We start from the raw sequence: 22758 nt of genomic DNA on the forward strand, positions 1-22758 counted from the left end.
GTGCCGCATTGTTTTCGATAAAAGAATTTCGAAATTATGTATGCAAATTAGATAAGGGGCAATCCTTGCTATGGTCGTTTGAGTCATTAAAGCGACTTCGGCGCGATCAGAAGCGCTTTCCATCTCCGCACAATCTTGTAATGTCTGCTTAATAAGCTCATTCGGAATTAATATATGTTTATAAAAAGATTTCCATTTGGCGTTGATAAACAGGGGATTATGACTTAGCAGAGAAAATGCATTGATATCAGCATAATTATGGTATTCCTTATTGTCAAAAGGATTAGCAATATAACCAAATTTTGTTGGCCAATAGGAATTAGAAGAATGGGTTAAACACGTTAGAGACTTAAGATCCTCAATTGTGATGTCAAACGCATGGGCACCGTGTATTAAGTGGAAAGGCCGGCGAGTATGAAACCCCATGATGCTATCTACGAACATCAAATCATGATCAATTTTAAAGAATACCACCTGAGGCTTACCATTGCGCTCTACCAGATAAAAACCATAATTTCCTTTATGCAAATCATCCTCTTCCAAAGTATAAGAAGTTGCGAGGATGCTGGCTAAAGATTCATAATCAATGGTTAAATTTCCATCTATCTCCGCTTCAACTAGGCGCGCAAAAAAACCCTGCGGCAATTTATCCAGAAAATAAATGGGTATTTGGATGGGATCATTGGGGCGAAAAGGAGAAGTGGTGCAACCTGTATTAGGATCATTTAATGTATAAAAGTCATGCTCTGAACGCTCCTTGTTTGCTATAACATAGCAAAGATGCTGAACGGCTAAACCAAGAATATTTTTTTCCTCATCTACCACCAGGTTGTTGGATGGCGTTAGATCAGATAATAAAAACAAGCGAGCCAACTGGCTAAACATCACTTCCAAACGAGAGAATTCCGCTCGATCGTATTTATTCTTTTTATAAATGATTTTATAGGGTGGTTTTTCCCGATTGGGAGGAGTATATACCGCTTTAAGATACGCCTCATGTCCCGATGCATGTGAAGCAGGCCCTAACGTAATGTCTCTAATCTGAAAAAATGCAGCCATGAACCATAGATCGGAATCAAATTGCTCTAAATTTTAACACGAAGAACAAAAAAATCAATTCTCATCGATTGTCAAATTATCATCTTGTGAATCAAAGTCTGCGCTGCTATTTAAACGAATTTGCAAACCAACATTATTTTTTGAGTCAGCATACTTAATTGCATTTTCCTTGGAAATCACCCCATTTCGATATAATTTTAATAAAGCCTGATCAAAAGTCTGCATGCCCTGTTCGGTGCTGCGCTCCATAGCCTCTTTAATGTCATCAATTTTTCCTTTCTCGATCAAATCAGAAACATAAGGTGTATTTAATAATAATTCTACAGCGGCCATACGTTGATTGTTCACACCGGGAATAAGACGCATTGAAATAATAGCTCGCAAATTAAGCGACAAGTCCATCAATACCTGTTTTCTTGCATCTTCAGGGAAAAAATTGATAATGCGATCCATTGCCTGATTTGCATTATTGGCATGGAGCGTCGAAATACATAAATGCCCTGTTTCTGCATAGGCAATAGCATGCTTCATCGCATTGCGCTCACGAATCTCGCCGATTAAAATCACATCAGGAGCTTCACGCATTGCATTGATTAAGGCATTATCATAGCTCATTGTATCGATACCCACTTCACGTTGATCCACTATGGATTTTTTATGCTGATGAATAAATTCGATGGGGTCTTCAATCGTTAAAATATGCCCACTTTGATTTTCATTGCGATAATCAATCATCGCCGCCAAAGTTGTTGATTTCCCCGATCCTGTAGCACCTACGACCAAAACCAGGCCACGTAACTCCATAACAATCGATTTTAAAATCAGCGGTAAATTTAATTGTTCAATTGAAGGAATCTTATTCTTGATATAACGCACCACCATAGAGATGTCTCCACGCTGGCGAAACAAATTAATTCTGAAACGCCCAACGGCGGCAATGGAGAGCGCCATATTCAGCTCCCAATTAGCCTCGAATTCTTTACGCTGATCATCATTCATCAGCGATAAAACAATTTCAGCCATTTGTTGGGATTTAAGTGGTACCTGGCCTACAGGAGAAATGACTCCTTCAATTTTAATATGGGGTGGCGCTCCTACACTAAAAAATAAGTCTGAAGCACCGCGGTCAACCATTAATTTAAAAAAAGGAGTTATGTCCATATATCATCCCACCATCGTCTGAATATAGCCTGGTTGAAAAAGGGTCCAGGCTACGACAAGACAAGTTTAAGAAATCACCAAATCACGTATCCTTCGAATTTCCAATTCATTCTGGCACGTCTTTAAAAAAATCGCCTTGGCATTTTTTGCTGCCTCACTCTCTAGGGGCATTAACTCAACCACTTCATAGAGACGCATCAAAAAATTCACACATTCTTCTTTAGTATATTCTATGGATTTCATTTTGGGAGAAAGACGTTTCTTTTTTATACTCTTATCCTCCAATTCACTTTTCAAATCAGGCTACATTTTTTCCAAAACTTCATGCAAATATTTAACAGGTTCGATTATCATTGAAGAGTTATTCTGTTTCGGCGCATTGGCAAACGGGACAATTGCTCGTTTAAAACCATGTTTTGCTGCTTCTTTCAAGCGCTCTTGCCCACTTTGGACCGGTCTAATTTCACCTGCTAGGCCTACTTCACCAAAGATAATGGTTTCCCTATCAAAAATTCGATTACGTAAACTGGATACTACTGCTGCTAATAAGGCCAAGTCGGACCCGGTTTCCGTCACCTTCACGCCACCCACTACATTAATGAAAATATCTTGATCGTACGTAGCAATTCCTCCATGTCGATGTAAAACAGCCAGTAAAATAGCCAAACGATTGGATTCAAGCCCAACCGTCACACGCTTGGATTGCTGCCCATGTGCTTCATCAACCAGAGCTTGTACTTCAACCAACATAGGGCGCGACCCTTCCCACGTAACCATCACGGCACTACCTGCAGTAGGCTCTGGCTGACGCGATAAAAAAATCGCTGAGGGATTAGCCACTTCTTTTAAACCTTTGTCCGTCATCGCAAACACACCGAGCTCATTGACTGCACCAAAACGGTTTTTAATGGCACGAATGACCCTAAACCGACTGTCACTTTGGCCTTCAAAATATAAAACACTGTCTACCATATGCTCTAAAACTCGTGGACCGGCTAAAGCACCCTCTTTCGTTACATGTCCAACCAGAAACACCGCGGTTTGCGTTAGCTTGGCAAAACGAACCAATTGTGCTGCCGATTCACGCACCTGGCTTACCCCTCCAGGAGCAGAACTAATCGTTTCTGTGAAAATAGTTTGAATGGAATCGATAACGATGACTTTAGGATTTTCTTTTTGTGCTTGCGCAATAATTGACTCAACCTGGGTCTCGGCTAAAAGTCGTAATCCCGCCAAAGGCAATCCCAGTCGTTTGGCACGCATAGCTACTTGTTGTAAGGATTCTTCACCAGTCACATACAAAACAGTTTCTTGCATGGAGAGATTGGCCAAGGTTTGCAATAACAAAGTCGATTTACCGATGCCCGGATCGCCGCCAATTAGGACTACAGAGCCATAAACCAATCCCCCACCAAGTACTCTGTTAAGTTCGGATAAACCACAATCCATACGCACTTCTTTATCCATAACCACATCTTCTACAGCTGTGATTACTGAGCGTTGATTCACCCAAGAACCGCTGCGCGAATTCCGACTCACCGGCATACCTTCTTCTGCGATCGAATTCCATGCCCCACACTGCGTGCACTGTCCAGCCCATTGCTTAAAAATTGCGGCACATTGACTGCATACAAATTGGGTTTTCGTTTTCATACTTATTCCATCAGATTCAGTTGCCGTTAATATACACGATTTAGTTTATCGAATCTTCATTAGGCATCTCCTGGAGGCAGCCGAGAGAAACCAGGGAATACAATTCAAATAAAATTAATTTACTTACATTGAATCCTGAGTACAACTTAGTATAATCAGTACATTTTGCACAATCAGGACAAAATCTATGAGCCAAGGTATGCATTTTGAGCAATCGATCACGGAACTAGAGGAAATTGTCAGGCAACTGGAAAAAGGCGAACTTTCTTTAGAAGACTCACTGAAACAATTTGAAAAAGGAATTAGCCTGGCCAGACGTTGTCAGGATGTGCTACAAAAGGCCGAACAGAAAATAGAAACATTAACCTCTGCAGAACCCAGCTCGGATGAACAATTAAGTGATAAGTAATTACATAAAACGGCACGAAGAATTTCTACAGCAAATAATCAATGACGCTTCTATACCTGCAACAATGATACGTTCTGCAATTAATTATTCTCTATTCCCTGGTGGAAAGAGAATCAGACCTGTTTTGGTTTATTTAACCGGGGACTTGCTCGATCTTGATTTAAAAATTCTCGATGTTATTGCTGCAGCGATTGAATTAACGCATTGCTATTCGTTAATTCATGATGATCTCCCTGCCATGGACAATGATGATCTGCGTCGTGGCAAACCGAGTTGTCATAAAGCTTTTGATGAGGCAACAGCGATTTTAGCCGGTGACGGCATGCAACCTTTGGCTATTGAAGTCTTATTAACTCATCTTTCTCCACTGATTCAACCCCAACAAGTCATTGCGGTTACTCTTGAGCTTGTTAAAGCCAGTGGCATTAGTGGGATGGTAAGTGGACAAAGCCTGGATTTGTCTGAATTAGCGAAATCGTCTACGAGCGAAAAACAACTCAGAGAAATTCACTATCTTAAAACCGGGCGACTTATTTTAGCGTGCATTGAAATGGTTCTGAATGCTCGTGCAACATCGGAAGCACATCAAGTCGCCTTACGGACTTATGCCAGTCATTTAGGCCTGGTTTTTCAAATGCAAGACGACTACCTGGATCATTATGCTCCTGCAGACTTGGGTAAAGGGCGCTCCTCTGACTTGGCAAACCAAAAAACTACGTTTGCAACTCTGTATTCCAAAAATAAATTGGAGGAGGAAATCAACTCGCATTATCAAATTGCCGTTGATGCACTAAAAATATTTGATCGCAAAGCACTTGCATTGATTGACTTAACCAGGAAATTACAAGAACGTAGTAAATTAGACAGATAACCTGGGTTGCTCTACGCCCCACCCAGGCTATAATTACAATCCAAAATCAATCCGTGGCCTAAATTGAAAGGAGACAGGTATGTCAACCGCAATCGTATGGTTTCGTCAGGACTTGCGCTGTCATGATAATCCAGCATTGTATGCAGCCTGTAAAAATCATCGCGAGATCATTCCTCTTTATATTTTAGAAGATCCCTGCGAATCAATCGGTAGATCGCAAGGTTGGTGGCTACATCATAGTCTCTCCAGTTTGCAAAAAGAATTAAAAAAACATGGCCTGGAGCTATGCCTAAGGAAAGGAAATGCTTTACTGATTTTAAAAAAACTCATGGAACATCATGCAATTACTGAAATTTATTGGAATCGATGTTATGAGCCAGCCAGTATTGCGCGTGACAAACACATTAAGAAAGAATTGACCACTCTGGGGATAAAAGTAAACTCATTTAACGGAAGTCTGCTAAATGAGCCTTGGACCATCAAGAATAAAAATGGCGAGTACTTTAAAGTATTTACCCCATTTTGGAAACAATGCTTAAAGCAAATTGAAATACCAAATACTCTTATTGTTGATAAATGGCCTGATAGTCCTGAGATTAATTCAGACAACATATTCAATTGGAACCTTTTACCTAAAAACCCTGATTGGGCAAAAGAATTCCATGCGTTTTGGGAGCCTGGTGAGCTCGGCGCCCTGAAAAAGCTGGATCTTTTTATTCAACATCATCTGCAAAATTATAAAAAATATCGTGACGAACCGAGTAAAACGGGCACATCGCGTCTGTCACCACATTTACATTTCGGCGAAATTAGTCCCTGGCAAGTATGGAGGGCAATTGATCAAGCCCAGTTTCAACAAGATTTTGACCTTGGCTCAGTCGAACGTTTTCTCGCAGAATTAGGATGGAGAGAATTCTCCTACCATTTACTTTATCACGCCCCTAGTTTGCCTCATGACAATTTTCGTCCAGAGTTCGATGCTTTTTTATGGCAAAATGATAATGAACAATTGAAACTCTGGCAAAAAGGGTTAACCGGTTTCCCCATTATTGATGCTGGAATGCGTGAATTGTGGCGAACTGGCTACATGCATAACCGAGTACGAATGATTGTTGCCTCATTCCTGGTCAAAGATTTATTAATCGATTGGCGAGAAGGAGCGAAATGGTTTTGGTATACACTCCTTGATGCCGACTTGGCAAATAATTCTGCCAGTTGGCAATGGGTAGCTGGCTCAGGAGCAGACGCCGCACCTTACTTTCGCATTTTTAATCCCATACTCCAAGGAGAAAAATTTGACCCCCAAGGTCAATACGTTAAAACATGGGTACCAGAATTAGCACAAGTTTCTAGTAAATGGGTTCACAAACCTTGGGAAGCGCCTCAAAATGAGTTACTCATTACCCTGGGTAAAGATTATCCTTTTCCCATAGTAGATCATAATCTAGCAAGGAAAAGAGCATTACAACTGTATCAAGAAATTAAGCGAAGATAAGTATTCAATAAAATACTAACTCTTGCGCCTCATGATCTGCGAAACAGGGATCATGGTTTCTATCCCAAGTTCTGTTTTTCTTTGCTCGCCTTTCCAGGCATGTCCATAAACTACTTCATAGGTCAACGGATATTTCCCGTTATCAGTTTGCAGGGTAGAATAATTTTGCTCAAATTGTCGCCAAGCCGTTTTCCCGGTTAAACCCTGGTTTCTTTGAGGATTAATATTTTTTACCCCTTGAGCTTTTAAAGCCTGTAATAACTTGGGCAGACTTTCATAATGCACCGCCAATAATTCCATATCGACTACTGGCTCCAAGAAATGCTCTGCCATCAGATAATCACCTACATCATGCATGTCAGCAAACTCATTAACATGAGCATGTTGATTTGCTCCGGACCAGGCGTATTTTAATTCTTTAAAGGTATCAGGACCCAAGGTAGTGAACATCAAGCATCCATTAGCTTTCATCACTCGATTCAATTCGCGAAAAACTTGCTGTAAAGGGCTACCCCAGTGAATCACTTGATTGGCAAAAATCAAGTCAAATGCGCCTGTAGCAAATGGCATATGCAACATATCTGCAGCCACTAAAGACCACTTGCGCCGCCAACCTTGTTTTTTTTGCGCCTGAATTAACATCAACGCTGCCAAATCCAAACCAACAACCTGGGCCTTTGGATATATTTTGGTCAATTCATAGGAAAAAAAACCTGGTCCACATCCAAGGTCAAGAATACGCTGTGGCTTCATATTCAAATACTGCAATCGCTCTAATAAGCGTACTCCAATTTCTTGTTGTACCTTAGCAGCACGTTCATATTCAGCGGCATGTTGATTAAATGCCTTGCTAATTTCGTAGATAACAGCCATTATAAAACCAGGAAAAATTAATGGATTCCAACGCTCGTGCGCCAGAAAATATGGAGTTTAACACAAAGTTTGCGCTTGTACTCAATATGCGCCTTATGCAATCAATTTCATCATTGCAAAATGGCAGTATGCAGCGCATGTATTGAGCTCATGACTCGCTTAGGCCCTGCTTGCCGCTACTGCGCTTATCCTTTACCCGATACGCATCTGCTAGTCTGTGGGCGCTGTATTAAAAAAACACCTCATTTCGATCGTGCAATCATTCATTACATCTTTGAAGAACCACTGCGCAGCCTTTTGCATCAATTTAAATACCATAATGGTCTTTATCTCGGTTCTTTTCTAAGTCACTTAATTCTAAATTCACTCAGTCATGAAACCAAACCTCAATGTTTAATCCCTGTTCCTATGCACCCGCAACGCATCAAGGCACGCGGATTTAACCATGCAGCAGCTTTAGTTCGTTTACTCGCCCGAAAACTACAGTTACCTTATGATTTAACCAGTTGTCAAAAGATCATTAATACAGAGCCCCAGGCAAGCCTTGATGGAGAACAAAGACAAAAAAATTTACGCCATGCGTTTAAAACTAAAAAACTTCCCTGGCATCATGTAGCAATTATTGATGATCTCTTAACTACTGGCAGCACGGCCAATGAGCTGGCACTCACTCTAAAAAAATCGGGAGTAAAACAGGTAGACGTATGGTGCTGTGCACGAACCGTGGGTAAATCATCACATTGAACATCAAAATTTAGATTCGCTGCAGATCATTCATCAATAAATGAACCAATAACACACAAAATATAATAAATACCAGTCGATGTAATAAAAGCTCCATTGGCACTGAGACCGCTTTGCCGCGGACTTTTTCAATTAGCGCATACAGTATAGAACCTCCATCCAAGCCAGGGATAGGAACTAGGTTAATCACTGCAACGGCCAGACTTAAAGTGGCTATAAAAAATAGAAAAACAGCCACTCCCTGGGTGAATGAGGCTACTGACGCGGCAAAAATACCCAGAGGTCCTAACAATACTGAAAAAGGGATTACTCCAGTAAGTAATTGTTTCAATATCATTAGAAAAAAATAAACCATATTGCCCATGTACTCATTCGTTTTATGTATTGCATCCATAAGAGATGAAGCGCGCAATGTATTTTTTGGCGCCGATAAATCAGGTTTAATACCCAATTGCGTCAATAAAGATGTTTTTACTCCACGAAACTGCTGATGGCTTAAGTCAAGCATTGTTTTTGACTCTTTACCATCAGCCCGAATAAGCGTAACCGGAATATTGTTTTTTCCCCATAGAATCACTAAACGCATCCCCACATCACTCCAGGTCGGAGTAGCAGAACCGTCAATCGATTTGAATTTATCGCCAGCAAGCATTCCTGATTGCGCGGCAGTACTGTTGGGGAGTACTTCTTTGATTTCTGGCAAAGTATATGTAAGACCTATGCTATACACTAAAACAAAAGCAAACCATGCTGTAATCAGATTTGCCGCAGCCCCAGCCAATAAAATAAGAATACGCTGCCAAATCGGTTTTTTATCAAAACATACGGCGTGCTGTTTCGGATGCACCGGACTGATTCGTGTATTTTCTAATTGGACGTAGCCCCCTAACGGAAAAAAAGCCCATACCCATTCACAACCACTTCGACTTTGCCAACGCAATAACGGCTTGCCAAAACCTATAGAAATTTTTTTGATTCGCACTGAAAAAATGCGTGCTACTAATGCATGCCCGCCCTCATGTATTCCAACAACCAAAATTAATGTAAGAATAATGGCGATAATTGCCAAAAGCATAAGCTACTCCTTCACCGAGGGCGTGTGTTATCAACGATTAATTCCAATACAGGCGTTCCTTTTCTACCATTGAGTTCATAACCTTGCCGATAAACTTCAAAAATACGATACGCCTGATTCGATTCGCTATCAACTAACTCAACATCATCTCCCTGTTCATCAATTAACGTGACTGTTAAATGAATTTCACGAAATCCAGCGATATGATATCGTTCTTTAAATAATTCTAATACACGTGCCAAACTTTTTGCTGCTTCTTCGCCACTGTGTTCGCCTTGCAGGATAATATCCATGATGCTCTCCCCATAACTTGGGATTTTTGTATAAAACCCTCTACTCTTGTTAGCGGCAAAATAAAAATGTACTTTAATTTTACAGCTGTTTTTTTTTAATTGGGCTGTAGACAAGGCCTCTGCAGGGCTTCATTATCATTGTTTTGGAATCAAAATAAAGAAATAAGGCAGTATGCCCCTACAAATTTACCGCCTAATCGTTTACAATTCCACGATTAACTCAATAAATCATATTCAAATAATTTATATTCTATGGTGTTTGTTGCTTGCGGACTAAATCATAAAACTGCTCCAATAAACGTGCGTGAAAAAGTCGCCTTATCTCCGGCTACCCAGGATTCCTTGCTCCATAGCTTGTTAAATCTACCAGAAGTAAATGAAGCGGCTATTTTATCAACCTGTAATCGCACAGAAATATACTGCGACACCCAAGATCCTCAAATCATTGCACGTTGGCTTAGCAAAGAACATCAATTACCATTAGATGCATTATCCCCATTCTTTTATGTGCATAAAGGCCATCAGGGAATCAAACATCTTTTACGTGTTGCCAGTGGTCTAGACTCCATGATGATTGGTGAACCCCAGATTCTTGGGCAAATGAAACAAGCCTACCAGCATGCTTGCAACCTCAGTGCAATAAAAACAGAATTACGTCCAATTTTTGAATATGTTTTTTGTGCTTCAAAGCGCGTACGAACGCAAAGTGGAGTGGGTACAAATCCCGTTTCAATTGCGTATGCTGCAGTCCAATTGATAGGACAGCTTTTTACAGACTACAAATCGCTGAATGTTTTTTTAATTGGTTCAGGCGAAACCGCTTCTTTAGTTGCTAAATACTTGCGTCAGCAGGGCGTTGAACGTTTTATGGTTGCAAGTAGAACGCTTGAAAATGCGGAAAAACTTGCCAACTCATTTAATGGAAAAACCATTCCAATTACTGATATTGCTGAATATTTACCTCAAGCAGACGTCATTGTCTCCGCGACAAATTGTCCAATCCATTTTATTAATAGGAGTTTGGTCGAAGAGGCATTAAATCAAAGAAATCATGCACCCATGTTTTTCTTGGATTTATCAGTTCCCCGAGACGTAGAAGATAACATCAAGGAATTGGGACAAATACAACTTTATAACATCGATGATTTGCAATTCATGATCGATAAAGGCATGGAAGAAAGACGCCATGCCGCATTACATGCAGAACAATTAATCGATGAAGAATTGAATAAATACATCCGCAAGCATCGCTCACTTAAAGCCAAAAAAGTCATTTGTGATTACCGCAGTCAAATGCAAGACTTGGCACAAAAAGAGTTGCAGCGCGCTTTGAAAAAACTTTCTGCCGGACAATGTCAGCAGGTCGTTTTAAATGAATTTAGTGAACGCTTGGTTAATAAACTCACACATAGCCCTACTGCAGGTTTAAGGCAAATCGCTAAAGATGGCCGGGAAGATTTATTTACTTTGGCACAATATCTTTTTAATACAACAACACATCAATCATCCTATGAAGAAATCTCTTGAAGTTAAACTGCAACAAATGCTCGAGCGATATCAAGAAGTAGGTCGCTTGTTATCAGAAGCGTCAGTTATTGCAGATCAGAATCAGTTTAAAACTCTTTCCAAAGAATACGCTCAGTTAGAGCCAGTAGCGACATGTTATGAAACCTACGTTGAGGCTAACAATAATTTATCTTCACTGAACGAAATGCTCGAGGGAGATGATAAAGAGCTGGCATCAATGGCCGAAGAAGAGTTGGCAGACGCTCAAAAGCAAATAGATGAGCTTGACGAACAGTTACAGTGGCATTTGATTCCCAAAGATCCAGATGATGAACGTAACATTTATCTCGAGGTCAGAGCAGGAACTGGCGGTGATGAGGCCGCAATTTTTGCCGGGGATCTTTATCGTATGTACAGTCGATATGCAGAAAACCAAGGCTGGCAACAAGAGTTAATCAGTGCCAGCCACGGTGAGCATGGTGGATATAAAGAAATTATCGTGCGTATTAGTGGTAACGCAGTTTACTCGCAACTTAAATTTGAATCCGGGGCTCATCGTGTACAACGTGTGCCTGAAACCGAATCGCAAGGTCGGGTACATACCTCTGCATGTACTGTAGCCATCATGCCTGAGGTGGATGAAATTGATGACATCCAAATTAATCCTGATGATTTACGAATTGATACATATCGTTCTTCAGGCGCTGGAGGCCAGCACGTCAATAAAACCGATTCTGCGATACGAATCACGCATATCCCAACGGGTGTAGTAGTAGAATGCCAAGATGAACGCTCCCAGCATAAAAATCGTGCCAAAGCCATGTCTTTACTTAAAACCCGCTTGCTGGATGCCGAACAAAGCAAACAAAAGAAAGAACAAGCACAAACTCGTAAATCACTAGTAGGTACAGGCGATCGTTCTGAGCGCATTCGTACTTATAACTATCCCCAAGGTCGACTGACTGATCATCGGATTAATTTGACGATCTATCAACTTGGTGACGTGATGGAAGGAAATTTGGCATTAGTTATCGAACCATTAAAACGCGAGTACCATGCAGAATTACTCGCAGAGCTGGGGCGAAATGATTAATATTCGCACCGCTCTGGGAAAAACTCCAGATCTGGAAACAGAGATTTTACTCTGTCATGCTTTAAAAAGAACCAGAACATACCTCTTTGCACATCCTGAAGAATTACTTACTTCAGAACAATGGGAACACTTCCAAAGTTTAATGGCTCAAAGAGCGCAAGGAATTCCCATTGCCTATATCATAGGTGAACGCGAGTTCTGGTCACTGAATTTAAAAGTCAGTAAGCATACCTTAATTCCACGACATGAAACGGAGCGATTAGTAGAATTAGCCTTGGAGCTTATCCCCAATCGCCCAGATACCTATGTTCTAGACTTGGGTACTGGCAGCGGAGCCATCGCCTTGGCCCTTGCTAAAGAGCGACCTCACTGGCATATTATTGCTGCAGATATTAGTCAAGAAGCGTTAAATATTGCAAAAGAAAATGCACAAAGCCATAAGATAATGAATGTAAGTTTTTATCTGTCCAATTGGTTTAGTAACATTCCTCGACGCCAATATCACGCTTTGGTTGCTAATCCACCTTATATTTCAGAGCTTGATCCTCATTTACAACAAGGCGATTTACGTTTTGAACCGCAAAATGCTTTAGTGAGTAGTCAAGAAGGCTTAGCTGATCTACAATGTATTATTAAACAAGGTTATGACTACCTTTTACCTGACGGCCTGATTTTGCTAGAACATGGGTATGATCAAAAATTAAAAGTACAGACTATACTTAATGAATTACAATATAAGAACGTACAATGTTGGCAAGATATTCAGGGAAATGACAGAGTAAGTGGGGGTTGGCGATAATTTTATTGATGATACAATCGTTTTTTGGTATACCTAACCGCTTTCTGTAACCCCAGGTTGTACATGAATAGGGAACGGAGGCTAAAATGACCGAACAATTAATTGATAAAACCAATGAGAGACGACACAACGTGAAAAACGACGCGATAGGTAGCATGGGAATCACCCCCTATACGGAAGCCCCTGGTGAAGAATATATGAATGAAAACCAGTTAGCACATATTGAAAAAATATTGCTAGCTTGGCGTCAATCGTTGATGGAAGAAGTCGACCGTACAGTGACGCACATGAAAGATGAAGCGGCTAATTTTCCTGATCCTTCAGATAGGGCCAGCCAGGAAGAAGAATTCAGCATCGAATTACGTACTCGTGATCGTGAACGTAAATTGATTAAGAAGATTGAGGATGCCTTAGAGCGTTTGAGAAATGAGGATTTCGGCTATTGCGAAGCATGTGGTATCGAAATCGGCCTCAAACGTTTAGAAGCAAGACCTACAGCGACTTTATGTATTGATTGTAAGACCCTGTCCGAGATTAAAGAAAAACAAAATCAGGGTGCCTAACTAAATCCAGCTCTTGCAAAGCCGAGATTCATTCAAAATCAACACTTTGTTAAGGGCAGTCTTAAGCAGAAATAAACCCCACTGCCTTTAATTTAAAAATTATGTCATTCCCGCGAAGGCGGGAATGTTATCTCTGAATGAAATGCTGAGTCACTTTAATAATTAGTTTCTATTTTCACGAAAACAAAGGTGAAGTCGAAAATCGTTTAGCTAATTGTTTATAAACGCTGCCGAACTCAGAAAACTCTAGCTAGATGGATTTATCTAAACCGTTGTGACCTTTTAAGGCAAGCAGGTCAGGAAAAAGGATATAGAACCTGTTTGATCCGATTCATTAAATTATTTACATTCAAAATCCTCAAAGAGGTGGAGCGTGTTGGAGCATCTTTACTGGTTCCAAAAGTTCAGGAGCAATAATTAATTTCGATGAATCTTTTCCCTCGATGTCTTCAGCATAATTCGTTAGACGCTTGGACTGGCAAATTGTATCTTCTTTAACTCGAAACAGCGCAAACCCACACTGTCTTTTACGCATCACCTCTCGAACCTGATTCATTCGTTCATTAGAGTAAATGATATTAGGGGTGTACGCTGAAACCAGGGGATCATGATAAGGATGTTTGGTGTAACTCATTACTTTATCTCCTTTTTCAAGAAACATAAACCCGAACCGACTGTTTAAAATTTTTTTGATTTCCTTTTTTAATACTGCCTCCACAGGTTTGGTTGTATTTTTTTTTAAGAAAAATGAGTGCATATTTTTTGCTCCTTTTTAGTATTCCTTATCATTATTACTGAAAACATATTTAACGAAATACCGTAGAAATACGGTAGTAAACATCTCTAGTTTTAATTCTGGTTTCATGTTTATTTTTTATTCTATATGCAGGAATAAAGAAGTTGTTGCCTTGGAAGCAACATGAACTGGAGCAAAATGATGAGATTTTTTCAACCCCACGAAAACCCTAGACGGAGAGTAAATCCGCGCAACTCTTGCCCAATAAAAGAAATACGAGAATATATTATCAAAGACAGTCAAAAAAATGTAACTGTTGAACAGGCGATATCGATGCAGACTGGAGGAGGCTATAAAGCAGATGAATGGCAACAACTTCGCTTAGGAGAAGTTGCCACCAACTCTCTCATTCAATCCCTTATTGGCAAAAAGAGCATTATCGAAGCACCTGCTAATTACAATACAATGGAGTTTAACGATTTTCTGCACTGGTTGGAACAACCGGTTCCCAAAGGAACCAGCAGATACTTTGCGCTGCCTGATGCATTTGGATCAGGAAGAATCCATGGGTATCATTGCGAAAAAGATGAGCATTATCATCAGAAAGTTCAGGTTGGTGAACCCAAATGTCCGGAGACTAAAAAAACGCTACTGCCATTAAGACAGTCACTAGGAATATTTACTGTCCTTGATTGGATGCTGGATGTCCCCGTTGTTGCCGCCAGCACCTCTTCCAATACCGAACATGGAAAAGGTGGAGCCATTCAACTGATAGTTTCCCAGGGGCTATTACTGTATCTCCATGCGAATGTAAATAGGTATGTAGAGCAATATGATGACCGCTACTCGGTACAAAAAGCAGTTAGATACCGCTCACCATGGGGAGATGAAATGGAGTGGGAAATAAGTTCTAAAGTAGAAACAACAAATACTGTCTATCATTGCTCCCCGGACAGCAATGCAGTAAAAGGGACTCCTCCAAGACTTGGTTAAAAGGAATGGGCCAGGGAGGGCCTAATATCGACTGAAGATAATTGGTATCTGAGTGGAAAGCAGGAATTATTTATACTAGCATAAAAATAAGAAAATATTGGTTTTAAAGTATGTATGAACTCAATGATTCACCGTATTTTATTTACAGTAATTTGATTAAAGAATACTGTTTGCCGCTATTTAATTTAACTCCTGTCAAAGGCTTTACTTTTTGCCGTACTTATGAGGATAAAACTGCATTTCTCCTAACTACCGAATATCAGTTTAACCTGGAATGCATTCAACATGAAAAAAGAATTTCCAAGCTTGAAATGCTTCGTACGCCAATGCATACCCTGGAGGGCTATTTTCTAAACTCCCCCGCCCTTGATGGAAAATCCTCTGCTTTTTATGAAACTACTGCGCAAAAATTTGGCTATGGATATAGTTTTACTATTGTCAGAAAGCATGAGAATTACAGTGATTACTTTCATTTTATCGGGGACAAATATCAAATTGATATGAATAATTATTATGTACATAACAAGGCTTCACTGAATAAATTTTGTGATTACTTCATCGAACGAGCAGCAAAAATATTAACTTATAGTGAAAAACAAAATAAATTCATTTTACCTAATACAGCCGTAGAACCCTTTCCAATAAAATCTTATGCAGGTACTTTGGATGAATTTTTCAAAGACTACTCTCTTGAGCGTTCAGGAATCAAATCAGTTAGTTTATCTCAGCGCCAAATTGAATGTGCCCGATTATTAATTATCGGTAAAACAGCCGAGGAAATAGCTATTATTCTTGGCTTATCAAAACGTACTATTGAGCATTATATTGATATTCTAAAAAGAAAATTAAATGCTCATAATAAGGGATTTCTGATTACAAAGTTGCTTCAGCTCTTTCCCGATGAATTCACCTCAATTTCCTAAGAGCATTTGAGTAATGGACGATGTGAGACCATCATTCGATGAATTCTCAGAACCAATACTGTATTTATACGGTATCACCAATTTCAAGTGTTCATCTTATCTTAATGAGCCTCCTGTAACTTATTAATTAAAGCTATAGGAGATGTCATGAAAGTTAAAAACGGTAAATTTGTTGATTCGTACAACGGAAAATACAAACGTCGAAAACGTCAAGTTGAGGTAATTAATGCTTATCTGGACAAGAATGGACTGGTTGTGCATGACTCGATAGATAATGGGGATTGTTTCTTTGATGCAGTGTCGCAACAGCTTGGCCAGATGCCTGGATTAATCTCTTACTCCATCGAGGATCTAAGGGATATTTGCTCAAGCTACGCTGAAAGTCATGCGGAAAGTGAACTGTTTGCTCTTTTAAAAAAAAGAGAGGATTTTAAAGATTTTAAAAATATTAAGGACTATGTCAGAAAAATTAAAAGTGATGATCCGCCTTTATGGGGAAATCAGGATTGTGAAGGAGTCATTCTTGCCAGATATTTCAAAGAAAATCTGGGTATTGAGCTTGTTTTCGAAGTCATAAATTATGAATTGCATTTTGATGAAATAAGCGGAGAGGAAATTTCAGCTGAGGATGTATTTTATATTCGGGCTGAAGGCAAAACCTCCACCAATCCAGATCCGGACAATACTACTCCTTGCATCCGATTATTTAATGCTTTAAATCATTATGTTGCATGCAGTCGCACTGCTCCGATGCAAATGGAACATGGCAATTCATCTGCCCACTCTACACATCAAACTGATACAACAGAGTCCGATCCAATGAACCACAGCAGCCTGGAAAGAATAATACACATCTTACGCGATGAGGGAATATTGGCTGAAGAGCCAACCAACGAAACAGGATCAGCGGCAGGTGATGCTATTGAGAATAAGGAGCTTAGGATCTTTAATAAAAACTTCCTGACAGCTTGTGTACTACGGCTTGTGCAGCTGGAAGAAAATCTCGGCAATAGAGGCAATAGAAATGAGGTAGTTGCTATTGGCAGACTGTTAAAAAGCTATTTTGATTTACTGAAAAAACCTGAAAGCAAAGAAAGTCTGGTGCAATTCAATTCTGATTTAAACCTTGCCCAACAAGCAAGTCAACCATCCCAAATTATCGCTATTCTATATTGGGGGCTAAAAATCATTGGCTTATTAGGAGGGGCTACCTTGGGAGCTGGCCTAAGTGTGCTGAATATGAATCAAACCCATTTTTTATCCTTGTCCGGCTCTGGATATAGCCTTGGGGATATTGCCGCCAAAAAAGGTTTTTTTGGCAATAGAAAACAATTCTCTCTTGCCCTGGATGAAATAAAAGAAGACTTACAGTCGAACTGGAACAAGTCATTATCTTAGCACTCTGCAAACGGGATTAGACAGTTGGTTATTTTAAAATGGGGCTGTCACATCACGTTTGCTTTCCGCGATATTATTTTCAACAACCGTAACAAGAGCAAGCGACTTACTCCCCGATAAAAAAAATGCCCAGCCTCATGTTAAATTGCCGCTTCAATTTGCTGTAAATGCCGTATCACTGCGCCCTTGTTTTTTTCAAAAACTGCCGCGGCATTCTTAATCATCTGTTGACGAAATGTTGGATTAGTATGCAATTGAATGATTCCATCAATGACTTCATTGGCCTGTTGCACTAACAAGATCCCATGGGCCTCTTTAAGTGCATTGCAAATGGCTTTAAAGTTATGGACCTGGTTGCCGCTCAACACGGGTACGTTCATGCCAATGGGTTCCAGTACATTGTGCCCTCCCACCGGGACTAGACTGCCTCCCACAAAAGCATAATCACTGATTTGATAGAAACCTAAAAGTTCTCCCAAACTGTCAAGCACCACAATTTCATTTTCAGGACTCAAGGTGTTTAAATCAGAGCGTAGGCCGGTCTTAAAACCTGCTTGCTGACATAATTGATACACCGTTTGAAAACGTTCCGGATGACGTGGGGCTATTAATAAAATTATCCGGGGAATTGCCTGTTGCAGCCGTTTTAAATGGGATAAAATCTGCGCTTCTTCATTTTCATGAGTACTTGCAGCAATCACAGTAACTCGCTCTGCTCCCCAATGATTTTTTAAATCGCTAAAGCGTTTACTGTCTATCTTATTGGTTTGCAAATCAAATTTCATATTCCCCAAGACGTGAACTATTTCTTTTCTGGCTCCCAGAGTGATATAACGTTGTGCATCTTCTTCCCCTTGTGCCAAAATCGCAGAAAATTGATTCAAAATGGGTCTAATTAAAAATTTTATCTTTTTATATCCATGCAAAGAGTCATCAGAGATTCGTGCATTAGCGAGTAATAATGGAACGTGTGCTGCTCGAGCTTGGTAAATTAAATTCGGCCATAACTCAGTCTCCATAATTAAACCTACGCGCGGCTGAATTTGCTTAAAAAAGCGTTTGAGTACACAGGGAAGATCATAGGGGACGTATTGATGAGTCACCTTATTTCCAAAGCGTGCTTGCACTCGCTCCGAACCAGTTGGAGTCATGGTAGTGACAAATATGGACCAGTTTTTTTCCAATATGGCATCAATCAAAGGAATAGCAGCAATTACCTCGCCCAAAGATACAGCATGAATCCAGACATCAAAAGGTTTATAATCATGCTTACCAAGAAAAAAACGTTCGGATATACGCTCCCTATATGAAGGTAAGCTTCTCCCTTTCCACCATAACCGAATGAGTAGAAAAGGACTCAGCAAATACATCAAAAAAGAGTAAAAAAATAGCATATAAAAGCAAACCCAAAAACCGACAGTATATACTTAAAGTGTGGTATAAAGCGATAAAATCAATTTTAATGAACTAATTTAAGGAATCCTTTGCAATGTCTCTTCGGGAGTTCTTTATCGTCTCAACATGGTGGGGGAAGATTATAGGCGCATTTTTTGGCTATTTAATCGACGGTCCTACAGGGGCAATCTTTGGCCTTTTAGTGGGCAATTTCTTTGATCGGGGTTTATACAGTTATTTTTCCAATCCTAATTGGTTGTATTACACTGAAAAACGTAAAGCAATTCAAAAAGCTTTTTTTGAAGCCACCTTTTCCATTATGGGGCATTTGGCCAAAGCAGATGGTCGTGTGTCGGAACAAGAACTGGAGATGGCGCGTCTATTTATGGATGAACTGCGTTTGAGTAATGAACAAAAAACTCTGGCAAAGCATTTATTTAATGATGGAAAAAAAGCCCAGTTCAACTTAGATGCAGCACTCGAACACTTAAAAAAAACCTGTAAGGATAATCGCGACTTATTACGATTGTTTATCGATATTCAATATCGCGCAGCTCAGGTTGATGGACTTGGGACAAAAAAAATCCAAATATTGGATAAAATTTTTTCCAAACTCGATTTTGCACCACTTCACAAGCAATATCGCTTTTATGAAGATTTTGGTAGTTATTCACCAGAATCACCGAAGGATAGTAAGCAACAATCACAACGATCCTATTCTTCGTCCCACTCGTATTCATCCTACAGTAGATACAATTACCAACCCAGCAAAACAAATATGGATTATGCCTATGCCCTTTTGGAGGTTTCGCCAAATGCCAGCAAGCAAGAAGTAAAAAAGGCCTATAGACGTTTGTTAAGCCGTAATCACCCAGACAAATTAATTGCTCAAGGCTTACCCCAGGAAATGATCAAAATCGCGAATGAAAAAACTCAGAAAATAGTGAAAGCTTATGAGTTAATTTGCACCAGTAAAGGCTGGTAACCTAAACATGTATTATGCGTAGCGAAACCCTTGAATTCATTTAATCAATCACGAGTGGCTGCTCGAAAGCAGACGCCTTACTTTGTGCAGCATAATGTTCAGGACTTACGAAAAAAGGACCAATCGGTCCTAAATAAGAGTACATCACTGGAGGGGGTTTAGGATGAAACTCTGGCAGCTTTACCATCCAGCCATGGATAAATGAAAAAAGAAGTTGTTTACTGTATTCATAATAATGATGAGCACCCGGTATCTCTAGAGCTAAATAATTATTTTTATTTGGCCCAAATTCCTTTTTTCTTGCTGCCATTTCTTGCTTTGTCAGCTCATAATCAAACTGAGCAACAATATCAAAGACTGGCATATTTAATTTAGGTTTCTTATTTTTAGATGGAGGAAGATCATAGGCGGATAACAAGATCAAACCCTCAATTTCAGGTACAGGTGGTTTTTCCAGATAATTAAATGTTTCTTTCAATTGCTCCCCATAATGTACGACCACAATACGCATATTTTTTTGATTCCGTAGCGTCGTGATCACTTCAGGAAATTGTTTGATCCAGGGAACAGCATTGTTACTTTCATTATTGAGTAATACAACCTGCCATCCATTTTGAGCCAATTCATTTGCCAGGTTATCTAACAATGGTGTGGATTGTGCCTGTGCCCCCCCATTGACTAAGAGCACTGCACCATATTTTTCTTTTTTTGCAGGCCAATAAGGTAAATCAATACTCTTACCATCAACATTGATTGCTAGTTTTTCTGCACAAGCAGATGAACATACGAAAAAAAATACGAGAACTATCCTTGTAATATATTTCATATCATCCTAATAAATAATCCTGGAGCGATGAATAGCCTGGTATAATGTAGCGAAACCCAGGCTATTTAACCATCCTTTATCCTGGGCTCCTCAATGAGGCACCCCAGGCTCAATTGAAGGATAGTTTTTCATCTAATCTGTTAATTGTATGCCCGCTTGATCCAACATTACTCTGGCTTTTTCCCCCAGAATTTGATGCGCCAATGCAGTTGGATGTACTAAATCAAAAAACAAATAGCCGTTACATGCATCCGGTGATATTTTAGGTTTGACTGATGCCACCATTTTTAAGACCGATTTTTTAGTTATATCGTCAACTACAGAATTAACACATGTACCAGTTATATTGGTGAATCCATAATCTTGCGGATGCATCATAACTTCTTCAAAAGCTTGATGCAGATCATAATACAACCATTCTACATCTGGGTATTTTTGTTTGAATTCCTCAACTGACTTATTTAATAAATTATTATGCTCTTGAGCATAATAAGTCATTTCGTTAATTGAACCAAATTCAATTGCAGCGGGAGTTCGCCCTAAATCTGGCAAATTAACCACTAAAATATGTTTTGCACCTTTTTCTACCAATCGATGGATACTGCGTACAATGCCTGCATGCACATCATGCAGTGTTTGTTCCGTTTCTGATGGAAAGGCGAGGTAGTTATTTGAGCCTATCCATATAACAAACAGACTGTCTTCACTCGCTTTATCATTGTGTTCCAGCAAATAGTTGTTCACTTCTCTTCTCAAAGTAAACAAGACATCATCAGCTCCTTCTTCCTCTGACACACCAGCACCACCATAAGCATAATCTAATAAATGTCCAGCAGGATTTTCAGGAAAATAAGAGGCGATTACATGTTCGATCCAGACAGGACCGTTAGAAAAACGACCTTCGTAATAAGGAGGAGATGGTGGTAATTGATACTTCATAAATTTATATAAATTACCGTTATCAGATAAGCTATCACCAAATACAACTATATTATGAAGAGGTGTAGCCCAAATAATCCCGGAAAATAAAAAAGCCCCTATAGTTGCTAACAGTTTCATGAATACCCTTAAGTCTAATCCTAAAAAAAGCAGTGACATCTTATTACAAATGGCTACTGCACTGAATTTTGAAGAGTGTATCTGGTTATTTTAAAAACAAAAAGCCACCCGCATTATAGTATGAAAGATCGTTTTTAAGCAATTTTTTTGCATAAACCCACTTTTCTTCAATTTAATATATTTATCAATAAGTTAAATATATTCAGACTCCATAAAATCTACGATTCAAATCATAAATATGCTTATTTCATGGACAATAAGGCCCTTAAGAAGGTTTTCGATTGCTCCTCAATCAAAAGGTATTTATATTAGTATTTTTGCCAGGGAGGCTAAATTAATGACTTTTGAACAAAATTTCATCCTTGAATGTCTTGAGCATATGGAACGAATTCTTTCTAATGACAGAGAATTGGAAGAAGCAATTCATGATTACATCGAAAATAAAGCACCTACCTCTCGTTACCAACTGGATAGCAAAATAACTGACTCGTCACAATGGAATGAACAAGATAAACTGCACTTCAGTGCCGCTGTTTTTGAAGCAATTGCTCGCAGCTCCTTATCGTTTTACTCAGAAAACGATAAGCGAGCTCAAGAAATGAGTGCTGCCAATACAGTATTTCTGAATCAATATCTACCCATCTTAACTGAAAATACCAACTCTAATGACAGGATTGATCCAGTAAAAAATAATATTATACGAGTTAAAACAGATCTAAAAAATAAAATAAAAAACAGCACTGAAAATCCCTATAGCTTTTTCACTCCAGTTACAACAGGATTAGTTGTGATGGCTGCAGCCGCCACAACTATAGCCTTGTTGTCTTCTAAAGGATAGAGATTCGACTG

General features: G+C 39.5%; 24 protein-coding genes and 1 pseudogene. 14 read left to right on the top strand and 11 right to left on the bottom strand.

From position 1 onward, the window contains the following. The 4 genes and pseudogenes from DGG96_RS17865 to radA all read right to left on the bottom strand — a co-directional run. Positions 1-1059, bottom strand: a pseudogene (locus tag DGG96_RS17865) (Dot/Icm T4SS effector AnkK/LegA5); the annotation flags it as partial. A 54-nt stretch (positions 1060-1113) separates the two neighbouring features. Beyond that, positions 1114-2220, bottom strand: a complete 1107-nt coding sequence (locus DGG96_RS17870; protein ID WP_110143901.1) for a PilT/PilU family type 4a pilus ATPase — start codon at positions 2218-2220, stop codon at positions 1114-1116. Positions 2221-2286: 66 nt separating this feature from the next. Then, the gene (locus DGG96_RS20685; RefSeq protein WP_133249344.1) at positions 2287-2517 is read right to left on the bottom strand and encodes a hypothetical protein; all 231 of its coding nucleotides are present in this window, start codon (positions 2515-2517) and stop codon (positions 2287-2289) included. Positions 2518-2523: 6 nt separating this feature from the next. Continuing rightward, the gene (radA, locus tag DGG96_RS17875; protein WP_110143902.1) at positions 2524-3873 is read right to left on the bottom strand and encodes a DNA repair protein RadA; all 1350 of its coding nucleotides are present in this window, start codon (positions 3871-3873) and stop codon (positions 2524-2526) included. A 187-nt stretch (positions 3874-4060) separates the two neighbouring features. Between radA and DGG96_RS17880 the strand changes: the two genes are divergently transcribed. The 3 genes from DGG96_RS17880 to DGG96_RS17890 all read left to right on the top strand — a co-directional run bounded on the left by DGG96_RS17880 (position 4061) and on the right by DGG96_RS17890 (position 6648). After that, a complete protein-coding gene (locus DGG96_RS17880) occupies positions 4061-4282 on the top strand; it encodes an exodeoxyribonuclease VII small subunit (RefSeq protein ID WP_058468177.1) in 222 nt (73 codons plus the stop codon). Next, positions 4272-5153: a polyprenyl synthetase family protein gene (locus DGG96_RS17885; RefSeq protein ID WP_110143903.1), complete on the top strand. Its 882-nt coding sequence runs from the start codon at positions 4272-4274 to the stop codon at positions 5151-5153. The genes DGG96_RS17880 and DGG96_RS17885 overlap by 11 nt, the downstream gene beginning before the upstream one ends. A 79-nt stretch (positions 5154-5232) precedes the next feature. Then, a complete protein-coding gene (locus DGG96_RS17890; RefSeq protein WP_110143904.1) occupies positions 5233-6648 on the top strand; it encodes a cryptochrome/photolyase family protein in 1416 nt (471 codons plus the stop codon). A gap of 15 nt (positions 6649-6663) precedes the next feature. On the opposite strand, the gene bioC is transcribed toward DGG96_RS17890, so the two are convergent. Further along, positions 6664-7521, bottom strand: a complete 858-nt coding sequence (bioC, locus tag DGG96_RS17895; protein ID WP_110143905.1) for a malonyl-ACP O-methyltransferase BioC — start codon at positions 7519-7521, stop codon at positions 6664-6666. A gap of 20 nt (positions 7522-7541) precedes the next feature. Between bioC and DGG96_RS21325 the strand changes: the two genes are divergently transcribed. After that, positions 7542-7667 carry a hypothetical protein gene (locus DGG96_RS21325; RefSeq protein WP_276309329.1) on the top strand — a complete coding sequence of 42 codons (126 nt, stop codon included), beginning with the start codon at positions 7542-7544 and terminating at the stop codon, positions 7665-7667. A gap of 4 nt (positions 7668-7671) precedes the next feature. Then, the gene (locus tag DGG96_RS17900; protein ID WP_110143906.1) at positions 7672-8265 is read left to right on the top strand and encodes a ComF family protein; all 594 of its coding nucleotides are present in this window, start codon (positions 7672-7674) and stop codon (positions 8263-8265) included. A gap of 10 nt (positions 8266-8275) precedes the next feature. On the opposite strand, the gene DGG96_RS17905 is transcribed toward DGG96_RS17900, so the two are convergent. Together DGG96_RS17905 and DGG96_RS17910 are read right to left on the bottom strand one after the other, a co-directional pair. Next, positions 8276-9340 (bottom strand): M50 family metallopeptidase, encoded by a 1065-nt coding sequence (locus DGG96_RS17905; protein WP_110143907.1) that lies wholly within the window; start codon positions 9338-9340, stop codon positions 8276-8278. Positions 9341-9351: 11 nt separating this feature from the next. After that, the gene (locus DGG96_RS17910; protein ID WP_110143908.1) at positions 9352-9633 is read right to left on the bottom strand and encodes a hypothetical protein; all 282 of its coding nucleotides are present in this window, start codon (positions 9631-9633) and stop codon (positions 9352-9354) included. 252 nt (positions 9634-9885) lie between these two features. Here DGG96_RS17910 and hemA point away from each other — a divergent pair, with 252 nt between their 5' ends. The 4 genes from hemA (at position 9886) to dksA (ending at position 13594) form a co-directional block, all read left to right on the top strand. After that, positions 9886-11160: a glutamyl-tRNA reductase gene (gene hemA, locus DGG96_RS17915; RefSeq protein WP_110143909.1), complete on the top strand. Its 1275-nt coding sequence runs from the start codon at positions 9886-9888 to the stop codon at positions 11158-11160. Continuing rightward, positions 11144-12232 carry a peptide chain release factor 1 gene (gene prfA / locus DGG96_RS17920; RefSeq protein ID WP_110143910.1) on the top strand — a complete coding sequence of 363 codons (1089 nt, stop codon included), beginning with the start codon at positions 11144-11146 and terminating at the stop codon, positions 12230-12232. The genes hemA and prfA overlap by 17 nt, the downstream gene beginning before the upstream one ends. Continuing rightward, positions 12225-13031, top strand: a complete 807-nt coding sequence (gene prmC / locus DGG96_RS17925) for a peptide chain release factor N(5)-glutamine methyltransferase (RefSeq protein ID WP_110143911.1) — start codon at positions 12225-12227, stop codon at positions 13029-13031. The genes prfA and prmC overlap by 8 nt, the downstream gene beginning before the upstream one ends. Positions 13032-13117: 86 nt before the next feature. Continuing rightward, positions 13118-13594: an RNA polymerase-binding protein DksA gene (gene dksA / locus DGG96_RS17930; protein WP_110143912.1), complete on the top strand. Its 477-nt coding sequence runs from the start codon at positions 13118-13120 to the stop codon at positions 13592-13594. Between the two features lie 358 nt (positions 13595-13952). Here the strand turns inward: dksA and DGG96_RS17935 are convergent, their stop codons facing one another. Continuing rightward, on the bottom strand, positions 13953-14351 hold the full coding sequence (locus DGG96_RS17935) for a hypothetical protein (protein WP_110143913.1): 399 nt from the start codon (positions 14349-14351) through the stop codon (positions 13953-13955). Between the two features lie 177 nt (positions 14352-14528). Between DGG96_RS17935 and DGG96_RS17940 the strand changes: the two genes are divergently transcribed. The 3 genes from DGG96_RS17940 (at position 14529) to DGG96_RS17950 (ending at position 17644) form a co-directional block, all read left to right on the top strand. Beyond that, positions 14529-15323 (top strand): hypothetical protein, encoded by a 795-nt coding sequence (locus tag DGG96_RS17940; protein WP_233590621.1) that lies wholly within the window; start codon positions 14529-14531, stop codon positions 15321-15323. 110 nt (positions 15324-15433) lie between these two features. Next, a complete protein-coding gene (locus DGG96_RS17945; protein WP_110143914.1) occupies positions 15434-16246 on the top strand; it encodes a helix-turn-helix transcriptional regulator in 813 nt (270 codons plus the stop codon). A 147-nt stretch (positions 16247-16393) separates the two neighbouring features. Beyond that, entirely contained in the window at positions 16394-17644 is a 1251-nt protein-coding gene (locus DGG96_RS17950; RefSeq protein ID WP_110143915.1) for an OTU domain-containing protein, read from the top strand. A gap of 140 nt (positions 17645-17784) precedes the next feature. Here DGG96_RS17950 and waaA read toward each other — a convergent pair whose 3' ends face one another. Continuing rightward, a complete protein-coding gene (gene waaA, locus DGG96_RS17955; RefSeq protein ID WP_110143916.1) occupies positions 17785-19038 on the bottom strand; it encodes a lipid IV(A) 3-deoxy-D-manno-octulosonic acid transferase in 1254 nt (417 codons plus the stop codon). Positions 19039-19133: 95 nt separating this feature from the next. Between waaA and djlA the strand changes: the two genes are divergently transcribed. Then, on the top strand, positions 19134-20024 hold the full coding sequence (djlA, locus tag DGG96_RS17960) for a co-chaperone DjlA (protein ID WP_110143917.1): 891 nt from the start codon (positions 19134-19136) through the stop codon (positions 20022-20024). A 40-nt stretch (positions 20025-20064) separates the two neighbouring features. Here the strand turns inward: djlA and DGG96_RS17965 are convergent, their stop codons facing one another. Further along, positions 20065-20850, bottom strand: coding sequence for an alpha/beta hydrolase (locus tag DGG96_RS17965; protein WP_110143918.1), 786 nt, complete (start codon positions 20848-20850; stop codon positions 20065-20067). A gap of 132 nt (positions 20851-20982) precedes the next feature. After that, the gene (plaA, locus tag DGG96_RS17970) at positions 20983-21909 is read right to left on the bottom strand and encodes a GDSL family lysophospholipase PlaA (RefSeq protein ID WP_110143919.1); all 927 of its coding nucleotides are present in this window, start codon (positions 21907-21909) and stop codon (positions 20983-20985) included. Between the two features lie 337 nt (positions 21910-22246). On the opposite strand from plaA, the gene DGG96_RS17975 reads away from it, so the two are divergent. After that, positions 22247-22747 (top strand): hypothetical protein, encoded by a 501-nt coding sequence (locus DGG96_RS17975; RefSeq protein WP_110143920.1) that lies wholly within the window; start codon positions 22247-22249, stop codon positions 22745-22747. Positions 22748-22758 lie beyond the last annotated feature (11 nt).

The sequence above is a fragment of the Legionella qingyii genome (assembly GCF_003184185.1).